This is a genomic window from Microbulbifer variabilis, assembly GCF_020524905.1.
GTDB classification, from domain to species: Bacteria; Pseudomonadota; Gammaproteobacteria; order Pseudomonadales; family Cellvibrionaceae; genus Microbulbifer; species Microbulbifer variabilis_A.
Genome location: NZ_JAIVKI010000002.1, coordinates 352,198 through 368,218, shown reverse-complemented (window position 1 = coordinate 368,218; position 16,021 = coordinate 352,198). Strand labels below are relative to the sequence as shown.

12 protein-coding genes and 1 pseudogene are annotated in these 16,021 nt (G+C 52.5%); 6 read left to right on the top strand and 7 right to left on the bottom strand.

Features of this window, described 5'->3' with window-relative positions:
* Nucleotides 1-7: 7 nt before the first annotated feature.
* Nucleotides 8-406, top strand: a complete 399-nt coding sequence (locus LC073_RS04590; protein ID WP_226644014.1) for an acyl-CoA thioesterase — start codon at nucleotides 8-10, stop codon at nucleotides 404-406.
* 40 nt (nucleotides 407-446) lie between these two features.
* On the opposite strand, the gene LC073_RS04585 is transcribed toward LC073_RS04590, so the two are convergent.
* Nucleotides 447-1,616 carry a TRAP transporter substrate-binding protein gene (locus LC073_RS04585; protein WP_226644011.1) on the bottom strand — a complete coding sequence of 390 codons (1,170 nt, stop codon included), beginning with the start codon at nucleotides 1,614-1,616 and terminating at the stop codon, nucleotides 447-449.
* A 135-nt stretch (nucleotides 1,617-1,751) separates the two neighbouring features.
* Complete coding sequence (uvrD, locus tag LC073_RS04580; RefSeq protein ID WP_226644008.1) at nucleotides 1,752-3,956, bottom strand: DNA helicase II; 2,205 nt, start codon at nucleotides 3,954-3,956, stop codon at nucleotides 1,752-1,754.
* Nucleotides 3,957-4,095: 139 nt separating this feature from the next.
* Between uvrD and hexR the strand changes: the two genes are divergently transcribed.
* Nucleotides 4,096-4,950 (top strand): transcriptional regulator HexR, encoded by an 855-nt coding sequence (hexR, locus tag LC073_RS04575; RefSeq protein ID WP_226644006.1) that lies wholly within the window; start codon nucleotides 4,096-4,098, stop codon nucleotides 4,948-4,950.
* Nucleotides 4,951-5,055: 105 nt separating this feature from the next.
* Nucleotides 5,056-6,315, top strand: a complete 1,260-nt coding sequence (locus LC073_RS04570) for a multidrug effflux MFS transporter (RefSeq protein WP_226644002.1) — start codon at nucleotides 5,056-5,058, stop codon at nucleotides 6,313-6,315.
* A gap of 15 nt (nucleotides 6,316-6,330) precedes the next feature.
* Here the strand turns inward: LC073_RS04570 and gstA are convergent, their stop codons facing one another.
* Nucleotides 6,331-6,936 carry a glutathione transferase GstA gene (gstA, locus tag LC073_RS04565; protein WP_319004705.1) on the bottom strand — a complete coding sequence of 202 codons (606 nt, stop codon included), beginning with the start codon at nucleotides 6,934-6,936 and terminating at the stop codon, nucleotides 6,331-6,333.
* 149 nt (nucleotides 6,937-7,085) lie between these two features.
* Nucleotides 7,086-7,484 (bottom strand): DoxX family protein, encoded by a 399-nt coding sequence (locus LC073_RS04560; RefSeq protein ID WP_226643995.1) that lies wholly within the window; start codon nucleotides 7,482-7,484, stop codon nucleotides 7,086-7,088.
* A gap of 445 nt (nucleotides 7,485-7,929) precedes the next feature.
* Between LC073_RS04560 and LC073_RS04555 the strand changes: the two genes are divergently transcribed.
* The gene (locus LC073_RS04555; RefSeq protein ID WP_226643992.1) at nucleotides 7,930-9,237 is read left to right on the top strand and encodes a cation:proton antiporter; all 1,308 of its coding nucleotides are present in this window, start codon (nucleotides 7,930-7,932) and stop codon (nucleotides 9,235-9,237) included.
* Nucleotides 9,238-9,250: 13 nt separating this feature from the next.
* On the top strand, nucleotides 9,251-11,107 hold the full coding sequence (locus LC073_RS04550) for a monovalent cation:proton antiporter-2 (CPA2) family protein (RefSeq protein ID WP_226643989.1): 1,857 nt from the start codon (nucleotides 9,251-9,253) through the stop codon (nucleotides 11,105-11,107).
* A gap of 370 nt (nucleotides 11,108-11,477) precedes the next feature.
* Here LC073_RS04550 and LC073_RS04545 read toward each other — a convergent pair whose 3' ends face one another.
* From LC073_RS04545 to LC073_RS04535, 3 genes are all read right to left on the bottom strand, one after another.
* Entirely contained in the window at nucleotides 11,478-13,097 is a 1,620-nt protein-coding gene (locus LC073_RS04545; protein WP_226643986.1) for a Na+/H+ antiporter, read from the bottom strand.
* A 240-nt stretch (nucleotides 13,098-13,337) separates the two neighbouring features.
* Nucleotides 13,338-14,351: a zinc-binding alcohol dehydrogenase family protein gene (locus tag LC073_RS04540; RefSeq protein ID WP_226644383.1), complete on the bottom strand. Its 1,014-nt coding sequence runs from the start codon at nucleotides 14,349-14,351 to the stop codon at nucleotides 13,338-13,340.
* Between the two features lie 257 nt (nucleotides 14,352-14,608).
* Nucleotides 14,609-15,457, bottom strand: a complete 849-nt coding sequence (locus LC073_RS04535; RefSeq protein WP_226643983.1) for an alpha/beta fold hydrolase — start codon at nucleotides 15,455-15,457, stop codon at nucleotides 14,609-14,611.
* Between the two features lie 445 nt (nucleotides 15,458-15,902).
* On the opposite strand from LC073_RS04535, the pseudogene LC073_RS21895 reads away from it, so the two are divergent.
* Nucleotides 15,903-16,013 (top strand): annotated as a pseudogene (locus LC073_RS21895) (hypothetical protein); the annotation flags it as partial.
* Nucleotides 16,014-16,021: the final 8 nt, after the last annotated feature.

Sequence of the window (16,021 nt, the reverse complement as noted above, 5' to 3'; positions counted from 1 at the left end):
GCAGTCGATGTCCGCACTTTCAGCCCTTGATGAAAACCCGCAACCCTCAGGCACGCTAACCTTACAAACCCTGGCTATGCCCCGTGATACCAATCCCCAGGGAGACGTATTCGCCGGTTGGCTGATGTCACAAATGGATCTGGCCGGTGCGATCCTGGCACAGAGTATCGCACGCGGTAGGGTAACCACCGTCGCGGTAGGCAGCATGGTGTTCTTACGTCCGGTACCGGTTGGATCTACAGTCAGCTGCTATGCCGAGGCTATTGAGGTAGGGCGTTCCTCTATCAGGACGATGGTTGAGGTATGGCTGACGCGGGTGGATTCCGGTGAGCAGGTAAAAGTCACCGAAGGTGAGTTTGTTTTTGTCGCTATTGACGATAGAGGACATACCAGGCCGCTGCCTTAGTCGCTATCCATGACAATTATTGAAGGGAAACTGCCTTAAGTCAGTTTCCCTTCAATGCCGCTTTTAGTCCATCATCATTCTCTTCATCCAGCGCTCGCGCCTGGTAATAAGCCTCTTCACTAATCTGGTGATAGGGCCGCACATCACGTTCAAAGTCCTTAAAGGCCTTATAGATGCGTGCAAATTCCGGATCTTTGTTTGCGGTCTCCTGCATAATTTGCGTATTGATTTTCTTCAGGTGTGAAAGTACATCGTCTGGCAGGCGTCTAACCTTCACCCCGTGCTCTTCCACCAGCTCCCGCAAGGCGCGGTTATTACGCGCTGTGTATTCATCCAACATATCCTGATTTGCTTCGCGGGCTGCAACCCGCACAATCACTTGCAAATCTTTCGGCAATTTTTCAAAAGCTTTTTTATTGACAATAAATTCCATCATCGAGCCAGGCTCATGCCAGCCGGGATAGTAGTAATACTCGGCAACCTGGTGGAAACCAAAGGCAAGATCGTTATATGGACCGACCCATTCGGTCGCATCAATGACACCAGTTTGCAACGCAGTATAAAGTTCACCACCAGGAATCGTCACAGCGGTGCCGCCGGCCCGATTTAAAACTTCACCTCCCAGGCCGGGAATACGCATTTTTAGGCCCTGTAAATCCTCAACGGAATTAATCGGCTTATTAAACCAACCCGCCATCTGCACCCCGGTGGAGCCACCAGCCAGGGGAATCAGATTGAACGGTTCATAAATCTCCGTCCAAAGTTCTAAACCGCCACCGTGATGCAGCCAGCCATTCATTTCCTGGGCGTTTAAGCCAAAAGGCACTGCGGTAAAAAACTGGGCCGCTGGAATCTTGCCTTTCCAATAATAGGCGGCACCATGCCCCATCTGTGCAGCACCCTCAGATACCGCGCCAAAAATACCCAGTGCCGGCACCAGCTCACCCGCACCATAAACTTTAATTTTGAGACGGCCGGACGACATCTTCTCAACATTTTTTGCGAAGCGTTCCGGTGCCTGGCCGAGGCCGGGGAAATTTTTTGGCCAGGTGGTAACCAGCTTCCACTCAAACAATTCTTTATTGTCCGTATCAGAAAAGTGTTGTGCTGGCCCCTGTGCCGCACGGGAAGTGACCAGTGCGGCAAAGGTAATAACCAGCAGGGCGATGAGGCCCAAAATAATAGCGGGGTACCAATTAACTTTTTTCATCGCTTTTAATTATCTTTTTTATGGCGCTGATCATCGATTAATGATCTTTTTTTAATATTCGAAACCTTGACAAAAACCAAAACCACTGTAGAAAAATATCTTTAATGTGTCCCGGTTTTTACCAAAGCAAACAATTTATAAGGGCTGCAACTTAGCCATAGCCACCACCAGCCATTTACTTCCGGCATCATCAAAATTGACCTGCACCCGCGCGCGTGGACCATTGCCCTCGAACTGCACTACGGTGCCTTCGCCAAACCTTGAATGCTCCACTCGACCGCCCAGGGCCAGTGGTGGCAGGTCATCGAAATCCGGGGCCGGATCAGAGAACTGACCCACCTTACCGTAGTCCGCTTGGTAGAGTGGCCTGGAAATTTCAGTTTTCAGGCGTACTTCGTGCACCAAATTAGGCGGAATCTCACCGATAAAGCGAGACGGGCTGTTATAGGTCTCACTGCCAAACAAACGGCGGTTTTCTGCGTAGGTAATGTACAACTTGCGCATGGCGCGGGTAATACCCACATAGCAGAGACGTCGCTCTTCCTCCATGCGACCGGGCTCCTGCGCGGACATCTTGTGCGGGAAGAGGTTTTCCTCGACACCCGCCATAAATACCAGGGGAAATTCCAGGCCCTTGGCGGAGTGCAGGGTCATTAACTGGACCGCATCTTCAAACTCATCCGCCTGGCCTTCACCGGCATCAAGGGCAGCGCTATCGAGGAATTGGTTGAGCAGGGGAATCTCCTCCTCATCTTCCTCGCCCTCGGGCAGATCCACACCGGTAAAGGAGCGACAAGCCGTCACTAGCTCCTTTAAGTTTTCCACCCGCGTCTGCCCCTTCTCACCTTTTTCTTTACCGTGGAATTCCAGCAGTCCACTGGTCTCGATCACATCCTCGGCGATGGCATCCAGTTCTTTATCTTCGGCATTTACAGCCAAATGGTTGACCAGATCCAAAAAGTTCTGAAGGGCATTGCCGGCGCGCGCAGCCAGAACCCGCTGTTGCAACATGAGCTTGGCCGCCCGCCACATAGAGCAGCCCTGTTCGCGGGCATAGGAGCGCACCATTTCCACGGTGCGCGCACCGATACCGCGCGTGGGGGTATTCACCACCCGCTCAAAGGCGGTGTCATCATCGCGGTTGCTGATCAGGCGCAGATAGGAAAGGGCATTCTTGATTTCCAGACGATCGTAGAAGCGCTGGCCGCCGTAAATACGGTAAGGCACCTGTTCGCGCAGCAGGCCTTCTTCGAGCACCCGAGATTGGGCATTTGAACGGTAGAGAATAGCGATGCTGTCGCGGCGATTGCCATCACGCACCCAATCATTAATACGCTCGACAATAAAGCGCGATTCATCTTGCTCGTTATAGGCGGCGTAGACGGCAATGGGTTCGCCTTCCTCACCTTTGGTCCATAACTCCTTGCCCAGGCGGCCGCTGTTATTGGCGATCACCGCGTTGGCCGCATTCAATATGGTGGAGGTGGAGCGATAATTTTGCTCCAGTCGCACCGTCTGCACTTCGCGCAAGTCTGAGGAAAAGTGCTGGATATTCTCAATCTTGGCGCCGCGCCAGCCGTAAATGGACTGGTCATCATCCCCTACGGCTGTGATGTGGCACTCCTCACCGGCGAGCAGGCGCAGCCAGGCATATTGGATGGTGTTGGTATCCTGGAACTCATCCACCAGAATAAAGGGGAAACGCCGACGGTAGTGGGCGAGAATAGCGTCGTTATTCAGCCAGAGCTCGTGGGCACGCAGCAGCAGCTCACCAAAATCCACCAGTCCGCCGCGCTGGCAGGCCTCTTCGTAGGCGAAGTAGATGCGCACCATGGTCTGTAGCCAGGGGTCGGCGCCGGCATTGATATATTGCGGGCGCAGGCCCTCGTCTTTCTGCGCACCAATCCACCACTGGGTCTCCCGCGGTGGCCACTTCTTATCGTCTAGGCCCAGGTCTGTCTGTACCCGCTTGATCAAACGCAGCTGGTCGTCGGAATCCAGAATCTGGAAGTTTTGCGGCAACTTGGCCTCTTGCCAATGGGCCTTGAGCAGGCGGTGAGCCAGGCCATGGAAGGTCCCCACCCACATACCAAAGGTATTTACCCCCAGTAGCTCCTCAATTCTTGCGCGCATCTCGCGAGCGGCCTTATTGGTGAATGTCACCGCCATAATGGAGTAGGGCGAAGCGCCTTCCACCTGCATTAACCAAGCGATGCGATGCACCAGCACGCGGGTCTTGCCCGAGCCGGCACCGGCCAGAACCAATTGATTGCCGGGCGCGGCGGCTACCGCTTCGCGCTGGGCGTCGTTAAGGGGGTCTAAAATCTGAGATACGTCCATGGGCGAAGATTGTACCAGAGCTGCTGTGCGAGACCTGTGTAAATAAACAGGATTTTGTCCCGGCTGACAATGCCAAGCCGCTCGCCAGCAGAGGGCTCAGCGGCTAAACTGCGGCATCTGGCATAGAGAAGGTAGTCCTGTGAAACCGGCGGAAGTCACGCAAAAAATCAGCGAACAGCTATCATCCATGCGCAAATCTGAGCGCAAGGTGGCGGAGTATATTCTTGCCAATCCCGACGAAATCATTCATATGCGTATCGTCGATTTGGCCACCGAGGCCCAGGTGAGTGAACCCACAGTGGTGCGCTTCTGCCGCGCCGTGGGTTGTTCCGGTTTTCAGGAGTTTAAGCTGAACCTGGCGCAACAGCTGGCCTCAAGCCCCAGTTTCGGCCAGATTGCGGTGACTGAGACCGACACCATCGCCGAGTACAAGCGCAAGGTATTCGACTCCACCGTAGATACCCTGCTGAAGGTGCGCGACCGCATTGACGACCGCGCCCTGGAAGCCGCAGTGACTGCCATCGCCGCCTCCAAACGGGTCGAATTCTTTGGCTTCGGCGCCTCCGGTGCGGTGGCCGCCGACGCCCAGCACAAGTTCTTCCGCCTGCAACTGGCCACCGCGGCCCACTCGGATCACCACATCCAGAATATGTCGGCCATGTCCATGCAACCCGGCGATGTGGTGGTGGCTATCTCGCAGAGCGGGCGAACCAAGGCTTTGCTGCGCTCCATGGGTATGGCGAAAGAGCAGGGGGCTCTGGTGATCGGCCTAGCACCCAGTGGCTCACTCGTGGCACAGCAGGCCAGTATCCCGCTAGAAGTCGATGTGGAAGAGGATATCGAGATCTATACGCCGCTGTCCTCGCGGATCGCCCACCTGGTGGTGATCGATGTACTCGCCATTGGCGTGGCCCAACGCAAAGGCCCCCAGTTGCAGGAACATTTATTGAAATTAAAACAGGGCCTGTACACATTGCGGGAAGACAAGCACTGAGGGAGCCTCTCAGGTATGCGGCACTAGATAAGGTGTCGCGCCCCTTTAGCATGCCTGCTTATTGTCACCGCCAACAAGAGCCCCAAAACGTCCCAGAGCAATTCCATGACATCCACCGCTTTATCCGCTGAACAAAAGGCACCGCGCTGGTTGGTGGTATGGCTGGCGGCTCTGGTCTCCCTGACGCCGTTTTCCATCGATAGCTACTTGCCGGCCATACCGGCCATGGCGGGGGCGTTGGATACGGAGGTAGAGCGGGTACAGTATTCGGTTTCCAGTTTTTTATTGGGCTTTGCTCTCGGCCAGCTCTTCGGTGGGCCGCTCTCGGATCGCTGGGGAAGACGGCTGGTGGGAACTATCGGCCTGTGTATTTATATCGTCAGTTCGCTGCTGATTCTGTTTGCCGACCATGTCGATCAATTGATCATCCTGCGTTTTCTGCAGGCAATAGGAGGTGGTTTCGCGACGGTGATTTGCGCGGCCATAGTGCGCGATCTGCACAGTGGACGTGAGGCCGCCAAAATTATCTCCATGATCAGCACTATTATGTTGATCGCCCCCCTGATTGCCCCGGTATTAGGCTCGCTGCTGCTAACGATGGGAGGCTGGCAAAGCATTTTTGTGTTTCTGTTGCTGTACGCCATCGCCATGCTGGTACTGGTGCGCTTACTGCTACCGGAAACCGTATCCCGTTTCACCCGCGCACGGCGCCAGTTAATGCCGCTGGCCTCCCTGATCTCTACTTATGGCCAGGTTTTACGTAACCGCCGCGCCCTCGGGTTTCTCGCTACCCAGGCCTGTGTTAGTGGCTCGATGTTTATCTATATCACCACTGCACCCTTTGTATTTATGGATTACTTCAATGTCAGTCCCAGCCACTTCCCACTGTTTTTTGGCACCTGTATTTTGGGGCTGATCTGCATGGTGCAGGTCAATATCCGCCTGCTCAATCTGTTCCAGCCACGCAATATTTTGCTGGTGGGCGTTACCTTACAGATGCTCGGCTGTGGTTTGTTGTTACTGGGTACTATGACAGGCATCAGAGAATTGGCCCTGTGGATGGTGCCACTGGTGCTGGTGATGAGCTGTATCGGGATTACCGGGCCCAACGCCGCCGCCTGTTACCTGGAGTTTTTCCCCAAGATCAGCGGCAGTGCTAACGCCCTCTATGGCGCCACAATTTTTATCACCGGTGGGGTACTCGGCGGGCTGGTGAGTAGTCTGCACACAGGCACACTGGTTCCTATCGCCGGGTCCATGTTCGCCTGCGCGGTGGTAGCTCTGTTCTCCTCATTGGTCATCGCTCAGGCGCGCAATCCAATAGAATCGGATATACCGATTACCAGGCGCATCACTCCACGCTGATACATACTTTCGAAATTAGGCTGCCTGGTTTATTTCCTCTCTCAGAGCCTTCTGAACCGCCGGGCGCGCTTCCATACGCCCTTGAAATGCCTGCAGTCTGGGCCAGCGCGACATATCGAAATGCAGAGCCTTAAGCCAGCGGATAATGACATAGAGGTAGGTATCCGCCACTGATAGGGAGTCTCCCAGCAGAAAGTCGCTCTGCAACTGCTCTTCAATATAATCCATCCGGCGCAGTATCTTTTCTTTAGCTTTTTCCTTTTCTTCCTCCGAGCCATTCCAAAACAATGGCAGGAAGCTTTTATGAACTTCTGCACTGAGGAAGTTCAGCCACTCCAGCATTCGGTAGTGATCCAGAGTGCCCATCGGCGGTGCCAAATTAGCGTCCGGCTTTTGTTCAGCGAGAAACTGCATGATCGCAGCGCCCTCGGTGAGCAGCTCACCACCTTCAAGCTGCAGGACGGGCACATAGCCTTTGGGATTGATCCGATTAAAGTCATCACCGTTTTCCAAGGTATGAGTCTTAAGATCCACCTTGCAAAGATCCAGATCAATTCCCGCCTCTAAGGCGACGATGTGTGGGGATAGGGAACAGGCCCCAGGCGCGTAGAAGAGTTTCACGGTGATCCTCCTAAATGGATAGCGCGACATCAGGCCGTGTAGCTGCGCATTTGCAAAGTGCTCATCCCGAGTATCGGGTGTGTTCGCTGGTCGTCTGCGATGGGCTGGAGAACCTATGAGTCACACAGTAAACACGCAGCCTGTTGACGCTATTTTTTGCGAATCCAATGATCCAGGCTGAAACGACCGGCCCCAGCGCAGGCAAGGATCAGGTAGCCTCCGGCAATAGTGATGTTTTTCATAAAGTTGGTCATTTCACTGGGATCACCGGGGGAGTAATGCACCATCCAAGCACTGGCCAGGCAGAAGAGAAAAAGAATCACAGCGGAGAAGCGGGTAAAGAACCCCAGTAATATCGCCAAGCCTCCAAGCAGCTCCACAATAATCACCAGAGGGAGCAACAGGGCTGGTATTCCCATGGATACCATAAAGGCCTCGGTCATTTTGTAACCGCCAATCTTGTTCCACCCAGCAAAGATAAATAGTAAGGACATCAATACCCGCCCGACCAGTTTGGAGGTATCACATAACCACGGATGATTTGCCACGGCCTTCTCTCTTGCGCTTCTGCATTCGCTTTCATCAGATGACTCCAGTGTAGCTGGGAACTCGCATTTGAAGGGAAGGCTGGGCCATCAGTGATTTCAACCACTGGGGAAACCTGCTGTGTCATTGCTTGTCAGACAAACCAGAAGTTTATAAATGACAGTTTCGGCAGGCACGGCAGCGTTGTTGTGGATATAAATCAAAAATGCGGTTGTGCCACACCGAGGAGCCGTTACAATTGCGCGCCCCCAACCAGGGCGCAGCCGGCGGTTTCCAACAGACACCCCTGTGCCCAGAGCCCTGTCAGGGAAACTCGGGCGGGCCCCTGCGCGACTACAATAACGGCACGCTCGCCAACTGATAATTTCGTCCAAAAAAGCTGCATGTCGCTGCTTTTGAAGGCTGGGCAGAGCCCCGCAATTCTTATCCCTGGAGTCCACGCACGGCATGGAAGTCTATTACACCTTTTGTTTTCTTGCCGCGGTGTCGGTCTTTCTCGGCTTCCTAAACCAGTATGTGCTGCGTGCACAAACCACCATTGCAATCACGGCTGGGGCCCTGGCGCTGTCGCTCATTGTCACCGGCCTGGGCAAATTGGGGGTGGTAGAGTTGCGCACTTGGGCGGACCAGCTGCTGCCGCTGCTCAATCTGGAGGATATCCTGCTCAAAGGGATGCTGGGTTTCCTGCTTTTCGCTGGCAGTTTGCATATCGACCTGTTGGAACTACGCAACCAAAAATTGGAAATTGGCCTGTTGGCGATCGTCGGTACCCTGATTTCCACCTTTGTAGTCGGTGCCCTGCTGTATTGGTTCCTGACATTGATCAATATGCCGGTGGCTTTCGTCTACTGCCTATTATTTGGTGCGCTAATCTCCCCCACCGACCCCATCGCCGTGCTGGCCATTATGAAAAACCTCAAAGCGCCAGAGCAGGTTTCCATTCAGGTGGAGGGGGAGTCCCTGTTCAACGATGGCTTTGGCATTGTGGTGTTTGCAGTAATTTATGCTGTGGCTTTCGAAGGGGGCCAGCCGACGGTTCCAGCAGTGGCGGAGCTGTTCGCACTAGAAGCTGTCGGTGGTATTTTGCTTGGCCTGATTATCGGTGGATTGTTCCACTGGTTAATCTGTTGCACCGACGACCACAGCCTGGAGCTGTTGCTCACTCTGGTAATCCCCACGGCGGGATTCTCACTGGCCAATCTGCTCGGTGTCTCCGGCGCCCTGGCGATGGTGGTGAGTGGCATAATCATCGGTAACTTCACTCGTGAACGCGGCTTTTCCCGCGTGAGTCAACACGAATTGGATAATTTCTGGAATATCACCGAGGACTTCCTCAACGGCTTACTATTCCTATTGGTGGGGCTGTTCCTGATCACCATTGATTTGCGCCCTGCAGATTACTTGCTGATGGTTGCAGGCATTGTGATCGTGCTGTTGGCGCGGGTAGTGGCCGTAGGTGTACCCTTCCTGTATCTGAAAAGGCGACGTCGCTATCACCCCTATACCAACCGGATACTTATCTGGGGCGGTCTCAGAGGCGGCTTGGCTCTGGCCCTCGCTATGTCAATTCCATCGGGCAAAGCTTTTGTGCAAGAGCAGGATCTGCGCTATCTGTGGGTAGTCATGACCTATGGGGTCGTGCTCTTTTCTATTGTGGTACAGGGCTCTACCATAGCGCCATTAATACGTCGCAGCCGCGAATTTGCCGAGCCGGAAAGCACGTCCGCCAGCGACCAGCGACCTACTGCAAAATAGCGATTATTGATCGATGGAACACTCAAACTTCCTTGTAGAAGCGGTCATATTTATGGGTGCTGCGGTTATCGCCGTGCCTATTGCTACGCGCCTAGGTCTGGGTTCTGTACTCGGATACCTGCTCGCCGGGGTGGCCATTGGGCCAAGCGCACTGGCCTTGGTAGGAGATGCCAGGGACGAAATGCACGTGGCTGAATTCGGCGTGGCACTGATGCTGTTTTTGATCGGCCTGGAGATGCAGCCCAAAAAGTTGTGGCAAATGCGTGGCGCCATTCTCGGCACCGGCAGCGCGCAACTGTTACTAACCGCTGCCGCCGTAGCCGGCATGGCACTGTGGTTATTCGATATGGGTTGGCCCACCGCTGTGGCGATCGGCTTGATCCTGGCCCTGTCATCCACCGCCATTGTACTGCAGTCCCTTAGCGAAAAAGGGCTTCTCAAGACTCAGGGCGGGCGCAGTGCTTTTGCGGTCCTTCTACTACAGGATATCGCAGTTATTCCCATTCTCGCCCTACTGCCATTGCTCGCAGGCACCCCCGCCGAATCGTCCTCCAGCGGTATGGAGGGCTGGCAATACGCCGCCGCAGTCATCGGCACCATTGCCGCTTTCGCCATCACCGGCCGCTACCTGCTGGGCCCACTGTTACGCCTGGTCGCCGGCAGCCAAGTGCGCGAAATGTTTACCGTTACCGCCTTATTAATTGTCTTCGGCGCTGCGGCGGTAATGAGCTGGCTCGATCTCTCACCCGCTCTCGGCACTTTCCTCGCCGGGGTCCTGTTGGCGGAAAGTGAGTTTCGCCACGAGCTGGAGGCGGATATTGAGCCTTTCAAAGGATTGCTGCTGGGGCTTTTCTTTATCGCCGTGGGCGCCAGCCTGAATTTCGCGCAAATCGCTCAGAACCCGCTGCTGTTGTTCGGCCTGGTAATAGCCCTGGTATTGGTTAAGTTTGCCGTCCTGTTCCTGTTGGCGCGCTTTCTGCGCATGTCCAAGGGAGAGGACTGGTTGTTCGCTCTGTCCCTGGCTCAGGCGGGGGAATTTGGCTTTGTGCTGGTGTCTTTTTCTACTCAAATCCAGGTGCTCGACACCGAGGCGAGCAGCCTGCTGGTGGCGCTGATTGCACTGACAATGGCACTCACACCGATATTACTGCTGGTATTTGAAAAATTTATCCAACCGCGATTCCTTGTCGGCCCAGGAGCCCCACAGGCGGTCGAGCACGAACAACCGCTAGATTCCAATTCACCGGTCATCATTATCGGTTATGGTCGCTTCGGCCAGATTACCGGACGCCTGCTCAATGCCTGTGGTTTTAGCACCACCCTGCTGGAGCGCAACGCCGAACAGCTGGATCTGGTACGTCGCTATGGCATTGAGGCCTATTATGGGGATGCCACGCGGGAAGATCTCCTGCGCGCCGCCGGGGCCGCCAATGCACGCCTGGCAATACTCACCTTGAGCGATCAGGCCGCGTCTCTGGAGATCGTCGCACAACTGCAAAAACACTTTCCCCACCTAAAGATTCTCGCGCGGGCACGCAGCCGTATGCACCAATATGCACTGATGGAGGCTGGGGTAAAATATATTTTCCGCGAGACGGTAGACCCGGCCCTGGCAATAGGTGAAAAAGCTCTGGAGCTTCTGGGACTCAGCCCCCTGCAAGCGCGCCGGGCAGCACGCAAGTTTAAACAGCACGACCAGCGTATGCTGGAGGCATTATTTCCCTACTGGCGCGATGAGGCGCAGCATATCGCCCAGAGTCGTATTTATCGCGAACAACTCCTACAGGCCCTGCAAGAGGACCGTCGCGACAAGGATCTACACCTGGATCATTACTGGGAAGAGGCCAAACTGGAAACGGAAAAGCCCTAGAGAATTTTGGGGTGTACAGACAATTACCCTTGGACTTTTAGTTTTTAGAATAAATCTATTCAGGTCAGCATATTTTCTTGCAGCAATAATAATTTGATAGCCGTTTAAATCAGGTGCTTACTGGCCAGTAGCGGGGCTGTTATTTAACACTGTGCCATGAAAAAGCCAATGTTCATTGATCGCCCAAAATTATTAATACCTTACCTGCTAGGGGCATTATAGTTACCGAAAGTTAAATGATTTTCTCTAACTAAACTATAAGTCGATAGCCATTCATCACCAAGTCGACCTATTTATTTGGTATATCTCTATCTAAGTGAATCGCGATCACTAAATTAGTAAAAACTACAGAAAAATTTCCCACCAAAATCTATTCCTTGGAAATAAGGCTCGCTTCAACCAGGTCAACTTCTAGCACTAATTTTCTATGCAACTCATCATCAATTTCTCGGTGAACACGTAACTCCAAAAGACGTTGCCGCTCTGCGGCAAGTGCCTCCAGACGAAATTTTCGTTCCACACGTGCGCGTATCCAAATTGTCTCACCAGCCTCATCGTCACCGTTGATAATTCGTCGGCGGTATATTTCAAGCAGATGATCAATCGCCTCATAGGCGACCTCTTTATTCTTCCAGTGTCCATCTATTTCTTTGCGCAGACCGATTAACCGCTGTTCCGCGGCCTTAGCGGCAGAAACCCTGGCCCCTCTCTCATCGCCAATTGCTGCCATGTGAGGAGTATCTGGTAGACGCCTGAGAAAAAAGGGCAGGGCAATACTGGCGACTAACAGTGATATCAGGATCACTCCCATAGCAATTGCCAGAGCCGCTTGGCGGCCCGGTAAGGGCGAACCATCGGGCATTAACAGGGGTAGAGAAAATGCCCCGGCCAGAGTGATAGCCCCTCGCACACCGGCCACACTCAAAACACTAACCAATGTAAATTGGGTGGAAAAAGAGGGAATATTGCGACGAAAACGTGATAGGTAAAGCGACACCCAAACCCAAACAAATCGCAATAACATTAAAACAACGAAAATTGCCAGGATATACAACGACATCATTGCGAGCCCGACATCGCGGGCCCAGCTAGTATCCGCATCGATAAGACGCACTAACTGTTCACCTAACAATACAAAAATAATGCCATCGAGCACAATTTGCACCGTACTCCACACCGCGCGACGATCCATACGCGTGGTGGATTTTTCCGAACTATGCAGGCTGGTGTAATGTGTAGCAATTCCCGCGCTCGCGGCAGCGAGAATTCCCGATACACCAACACTCTGACCGGCCTGATAAGCAGCAAAAGGCACCAGCAGGCTTACCAATATCTGAATAGCCGTATCCTCACCACTGAGATTGACCAACCAGCGCAACAGGTAACCGCAAATAAAAGCCACTCCGGCACCAATGACTACTCCGCCTATGGCAACCCAGAAAAAACCACTTATCGCTTGTGAAAAAGAAAAACTACCTGTCAAAGCCGCAGTCAAAGCAATGCGAAAAATATCCAGCCCAGAGGCATCATTAAACAAAGACTCTCCGGCAAGAATATGTTCCAGTCTTGGTGGGATATTATTCCCCCCTTGCACGACAGATACTGCCACAGGGTCCGTAGGTGCGAGTATTGCTGCCAATGCAAAAGCCATGGCAACTGGCATAATCGGTAACAACCAGGTGATAAAAAAACCCATCCCCACAACAGTAAAAATCACCAATCCCACGGCAAGAGTAATGATTGAACCCAGGTCTCGAAAGAAGGCCCCTTTAGGAATGCGCCATCCCGCCAGAAAGAGTAATGGCGGAATAAAAAGCAAAAAGAATATTTCTGGGTCTAGTGGTATTTTTATACCAAACAAGGTCCCCAGAAGAACTCCACCGAGGATTTGAATAAGAGGTAGGGGAATCGGGAAAGGCAGAACGCGCGCGACAATCAAGCTAAGTGCCACTACCAATAGTAACAGCAGTGCAACAACGAGATAGTGCATCGCTTACTTATATTCCTGTGAAAGACCGCCACACCGCGGTTTTCAACCCGAATTATCGGATCAGCCATTCCGCCAGTATAGGAAATAAGTTTGCCGGGTAATGACACAAAGTAACAGGCAATAAAAAGAGATATTAATAGCGCCTGTGCCATGTCACAAGCGCCAGAGCATCAGCCTTGGTGCCAGACGGAGCACCAAAAAAATTATGGGTTTACTTGTAAATAAATAGAATTTATTTTTTTAAAATCCTTCCAGAACGATTTTTCCCTTGGCACTCTGCGACTCTATAAGCGCGTGCGCCTTACGCAGATTTTGTGCATTTATTTTGCCAAAATGTTGACCCAAGGTCGTTTTAATTAATCCTTTATCAATCAATTCCGCCAGCTCATTGAGCAATTTATGCTGCGCCGCCATATCCTCTGTTTCAAAGAGTGAACGCGTAAACATAAACTCCCAATGCAGAGAGATACTTTTCTGCTTGAGTGCCAATACATCCAGGTTTTCTGGATCATCAATCAGGGCAAGTTTTCCTTGTGGCTTAATACTCTTTATGATTTCCGCCAGATGATCCCCTGTGTGAGTCAAACTAACCACATAGTCCACCTCAGCGATACTGGCGTTTGCGAGTTCTTCGCTCAGCGGCTTGCGGTGATTAATGACATGGTGCACTCCCAGGTTTTTCAGCCATTGATTGGTCTCGGTACGCGAAGCGCTGCCGATTACTGTGAGGTTAGTCAGGCGCCGGGCCAATTGAATCAAAATGGACCCCACACCACCGGCAGCGCCGATCACCAATAGGGTCTTGTCATCAGCCCCTTTACCAACCGGTACCTGCAAACGATCAAATAGTAACTCCCAAGCGGTAATAGCGGTGAGTGGCAGGGCCGCGGACTCGGCGTCACTGAGGCTCTCTGGCGCAAATCCGGCAATACGCTCATCCACCAGCTGGTACTGCGCATAACTACCTGGGCGGGATATATCCCCCGCGTACCAAACCCGATCACCCACAGAAAAATGGCTTACATCGGCGCCAGTAGCTTTGATTACCCCGGTGGCATCCCAGCCGAGAACTTTCCATTGCCCCTCAGCGGCTTCAACTCTTGTACGCACCTTGGTATCCACAGGATTGACCGAAACAGCATGGACTTCTACCAATAAGTCCCGGCCTGAGACCTGGGGTATCGGCAGGGAGATATCTTGTAGGGAGAGTTCATCAGAAATAGGGAGGGACTGTTGATAACCTATGGCCTTCATCATGGAATAGCTTTCCTTGTGCATAGTTTGGAAAGAAATAGGCCATTTTAAGGGTGGTTATCCACAGAAATACACACTTGAAGCAGAAAGGTAATTCCAAAATTCGTTAAAACACGAAACTGTTAATAACTTCTATTTAACTTATCCACTACATATAACCACGGATAAGGCAAAGTTGAATCTGTGGAAAACTATTAGGAAATAGTCGGCCCCCTAAAGAGTTCTTCCATGCTACAGCTTTATAGATTTGTCTCCTGTCAGCTATCTAGAAAATCCCGCAGCAGTGTATTAAACCTTTGAGGTGCTTCGAGAAATAGAAAGTGACTGCCCCCATCTTCGGCCTCAATAATTTCCAAGTGGGAACCTCTGATTTGCTGTTGAATCCACTGCTGGCATTCCACCGGGTGTGGGCTGGCACGACCGAACGCAATCAGGGTGGGCTTTTCAATACGGGGAATAAAGTCACGCCAATCACGGGTGACATTATCGATAAAGAGGCGTGCTGCCAGGGCGCGAGGAAACTGCAGATTGACCGTAACTAGCTCTTCCCTCTGCTCAGGGGGCATCGTCGGAGTCACCATTGACATCAGTATGTTGCGGGTGGCTTCCTCGGCTTTGGAGCTGCGCAACTGGCCGGTAATCTCAACGAGTTTTTCGGCCGTGAGAATTGCGCCAGCCTCCAGTCGCTCTTGTTCAGACCAATAGGGCTGGGCCAGTAGGGCGGCGGGTTCATCGATAAAAACCAGTTTGGAAATTCCCGCATCGCCAAACATTTCCAGGTAGCTCCAGATCACCGAGGCACCAGCCGAGTGACCAAGCAAATAGAGAGGTTTGGGAGCCAGAGCGGTAATCAGCTCCTGTAGGTCCTTCGCCAACCGGGCGATACGGTAGCCGTGCTGGGCCTTTTCCGAATGACCATGGCCACGCATATCCAGCGCGATCACCCGATAGCGATCACTCAAGCCAGAGAGTTGGTGCTTAAACAGGGCCGCCCCTTGAGACCAACCATGCAGCATCAGCAGGGTGGGACCAGTCCCGGCACTTTGATAGCTTAGCTTCACCCCATCGGATGTAGTGAAGCTAAAGCGCTCTGCGGGTTTATCCATAAACTGTAAGTTAACAATAATGTTTCATACTTTCACCAAGCTAACTTATTGATTTTACTAGGGCAGTTTTTTCGCAAAAAAGTTAAAGAATCATACTTTCCGCTTGTGATATGCATGTTCATCTTAAAAACCTGACAATAAAGTATCATACTTTTAATATTGAGAACCTCTTTGCATGTACGGATGCTGGCCCGACTCCCGTAGGTTGTTGAGATCTTCGCTAGCTGAATCCATTATCGGTTACTAGGGCTATAAACTCGGTGCCTCCCAGATCCCCGTTGGACGAAACGCAGGCATTGATAACCTTGATTTGTATCTTAGTACTCTTCGTGCACCATCATTTGTGATGAGTGTGAGTCATAGACTGAGCTTCTATGACTCACTTTAAGGGTGCTTTATGAGTCATAGATGCAAAAAGCCTCCATCGCTCTATACACAGAAGTAACTGGCGGAAGAGATCGGCGCGACGCGACGGGTCATCGCCTATTACGAGACCGAGAGCGAACACCCGCCGGCCAACCTGCTGGTGGACCTGGCGCAGGCCCTCAAGGTCAGCACGGACGA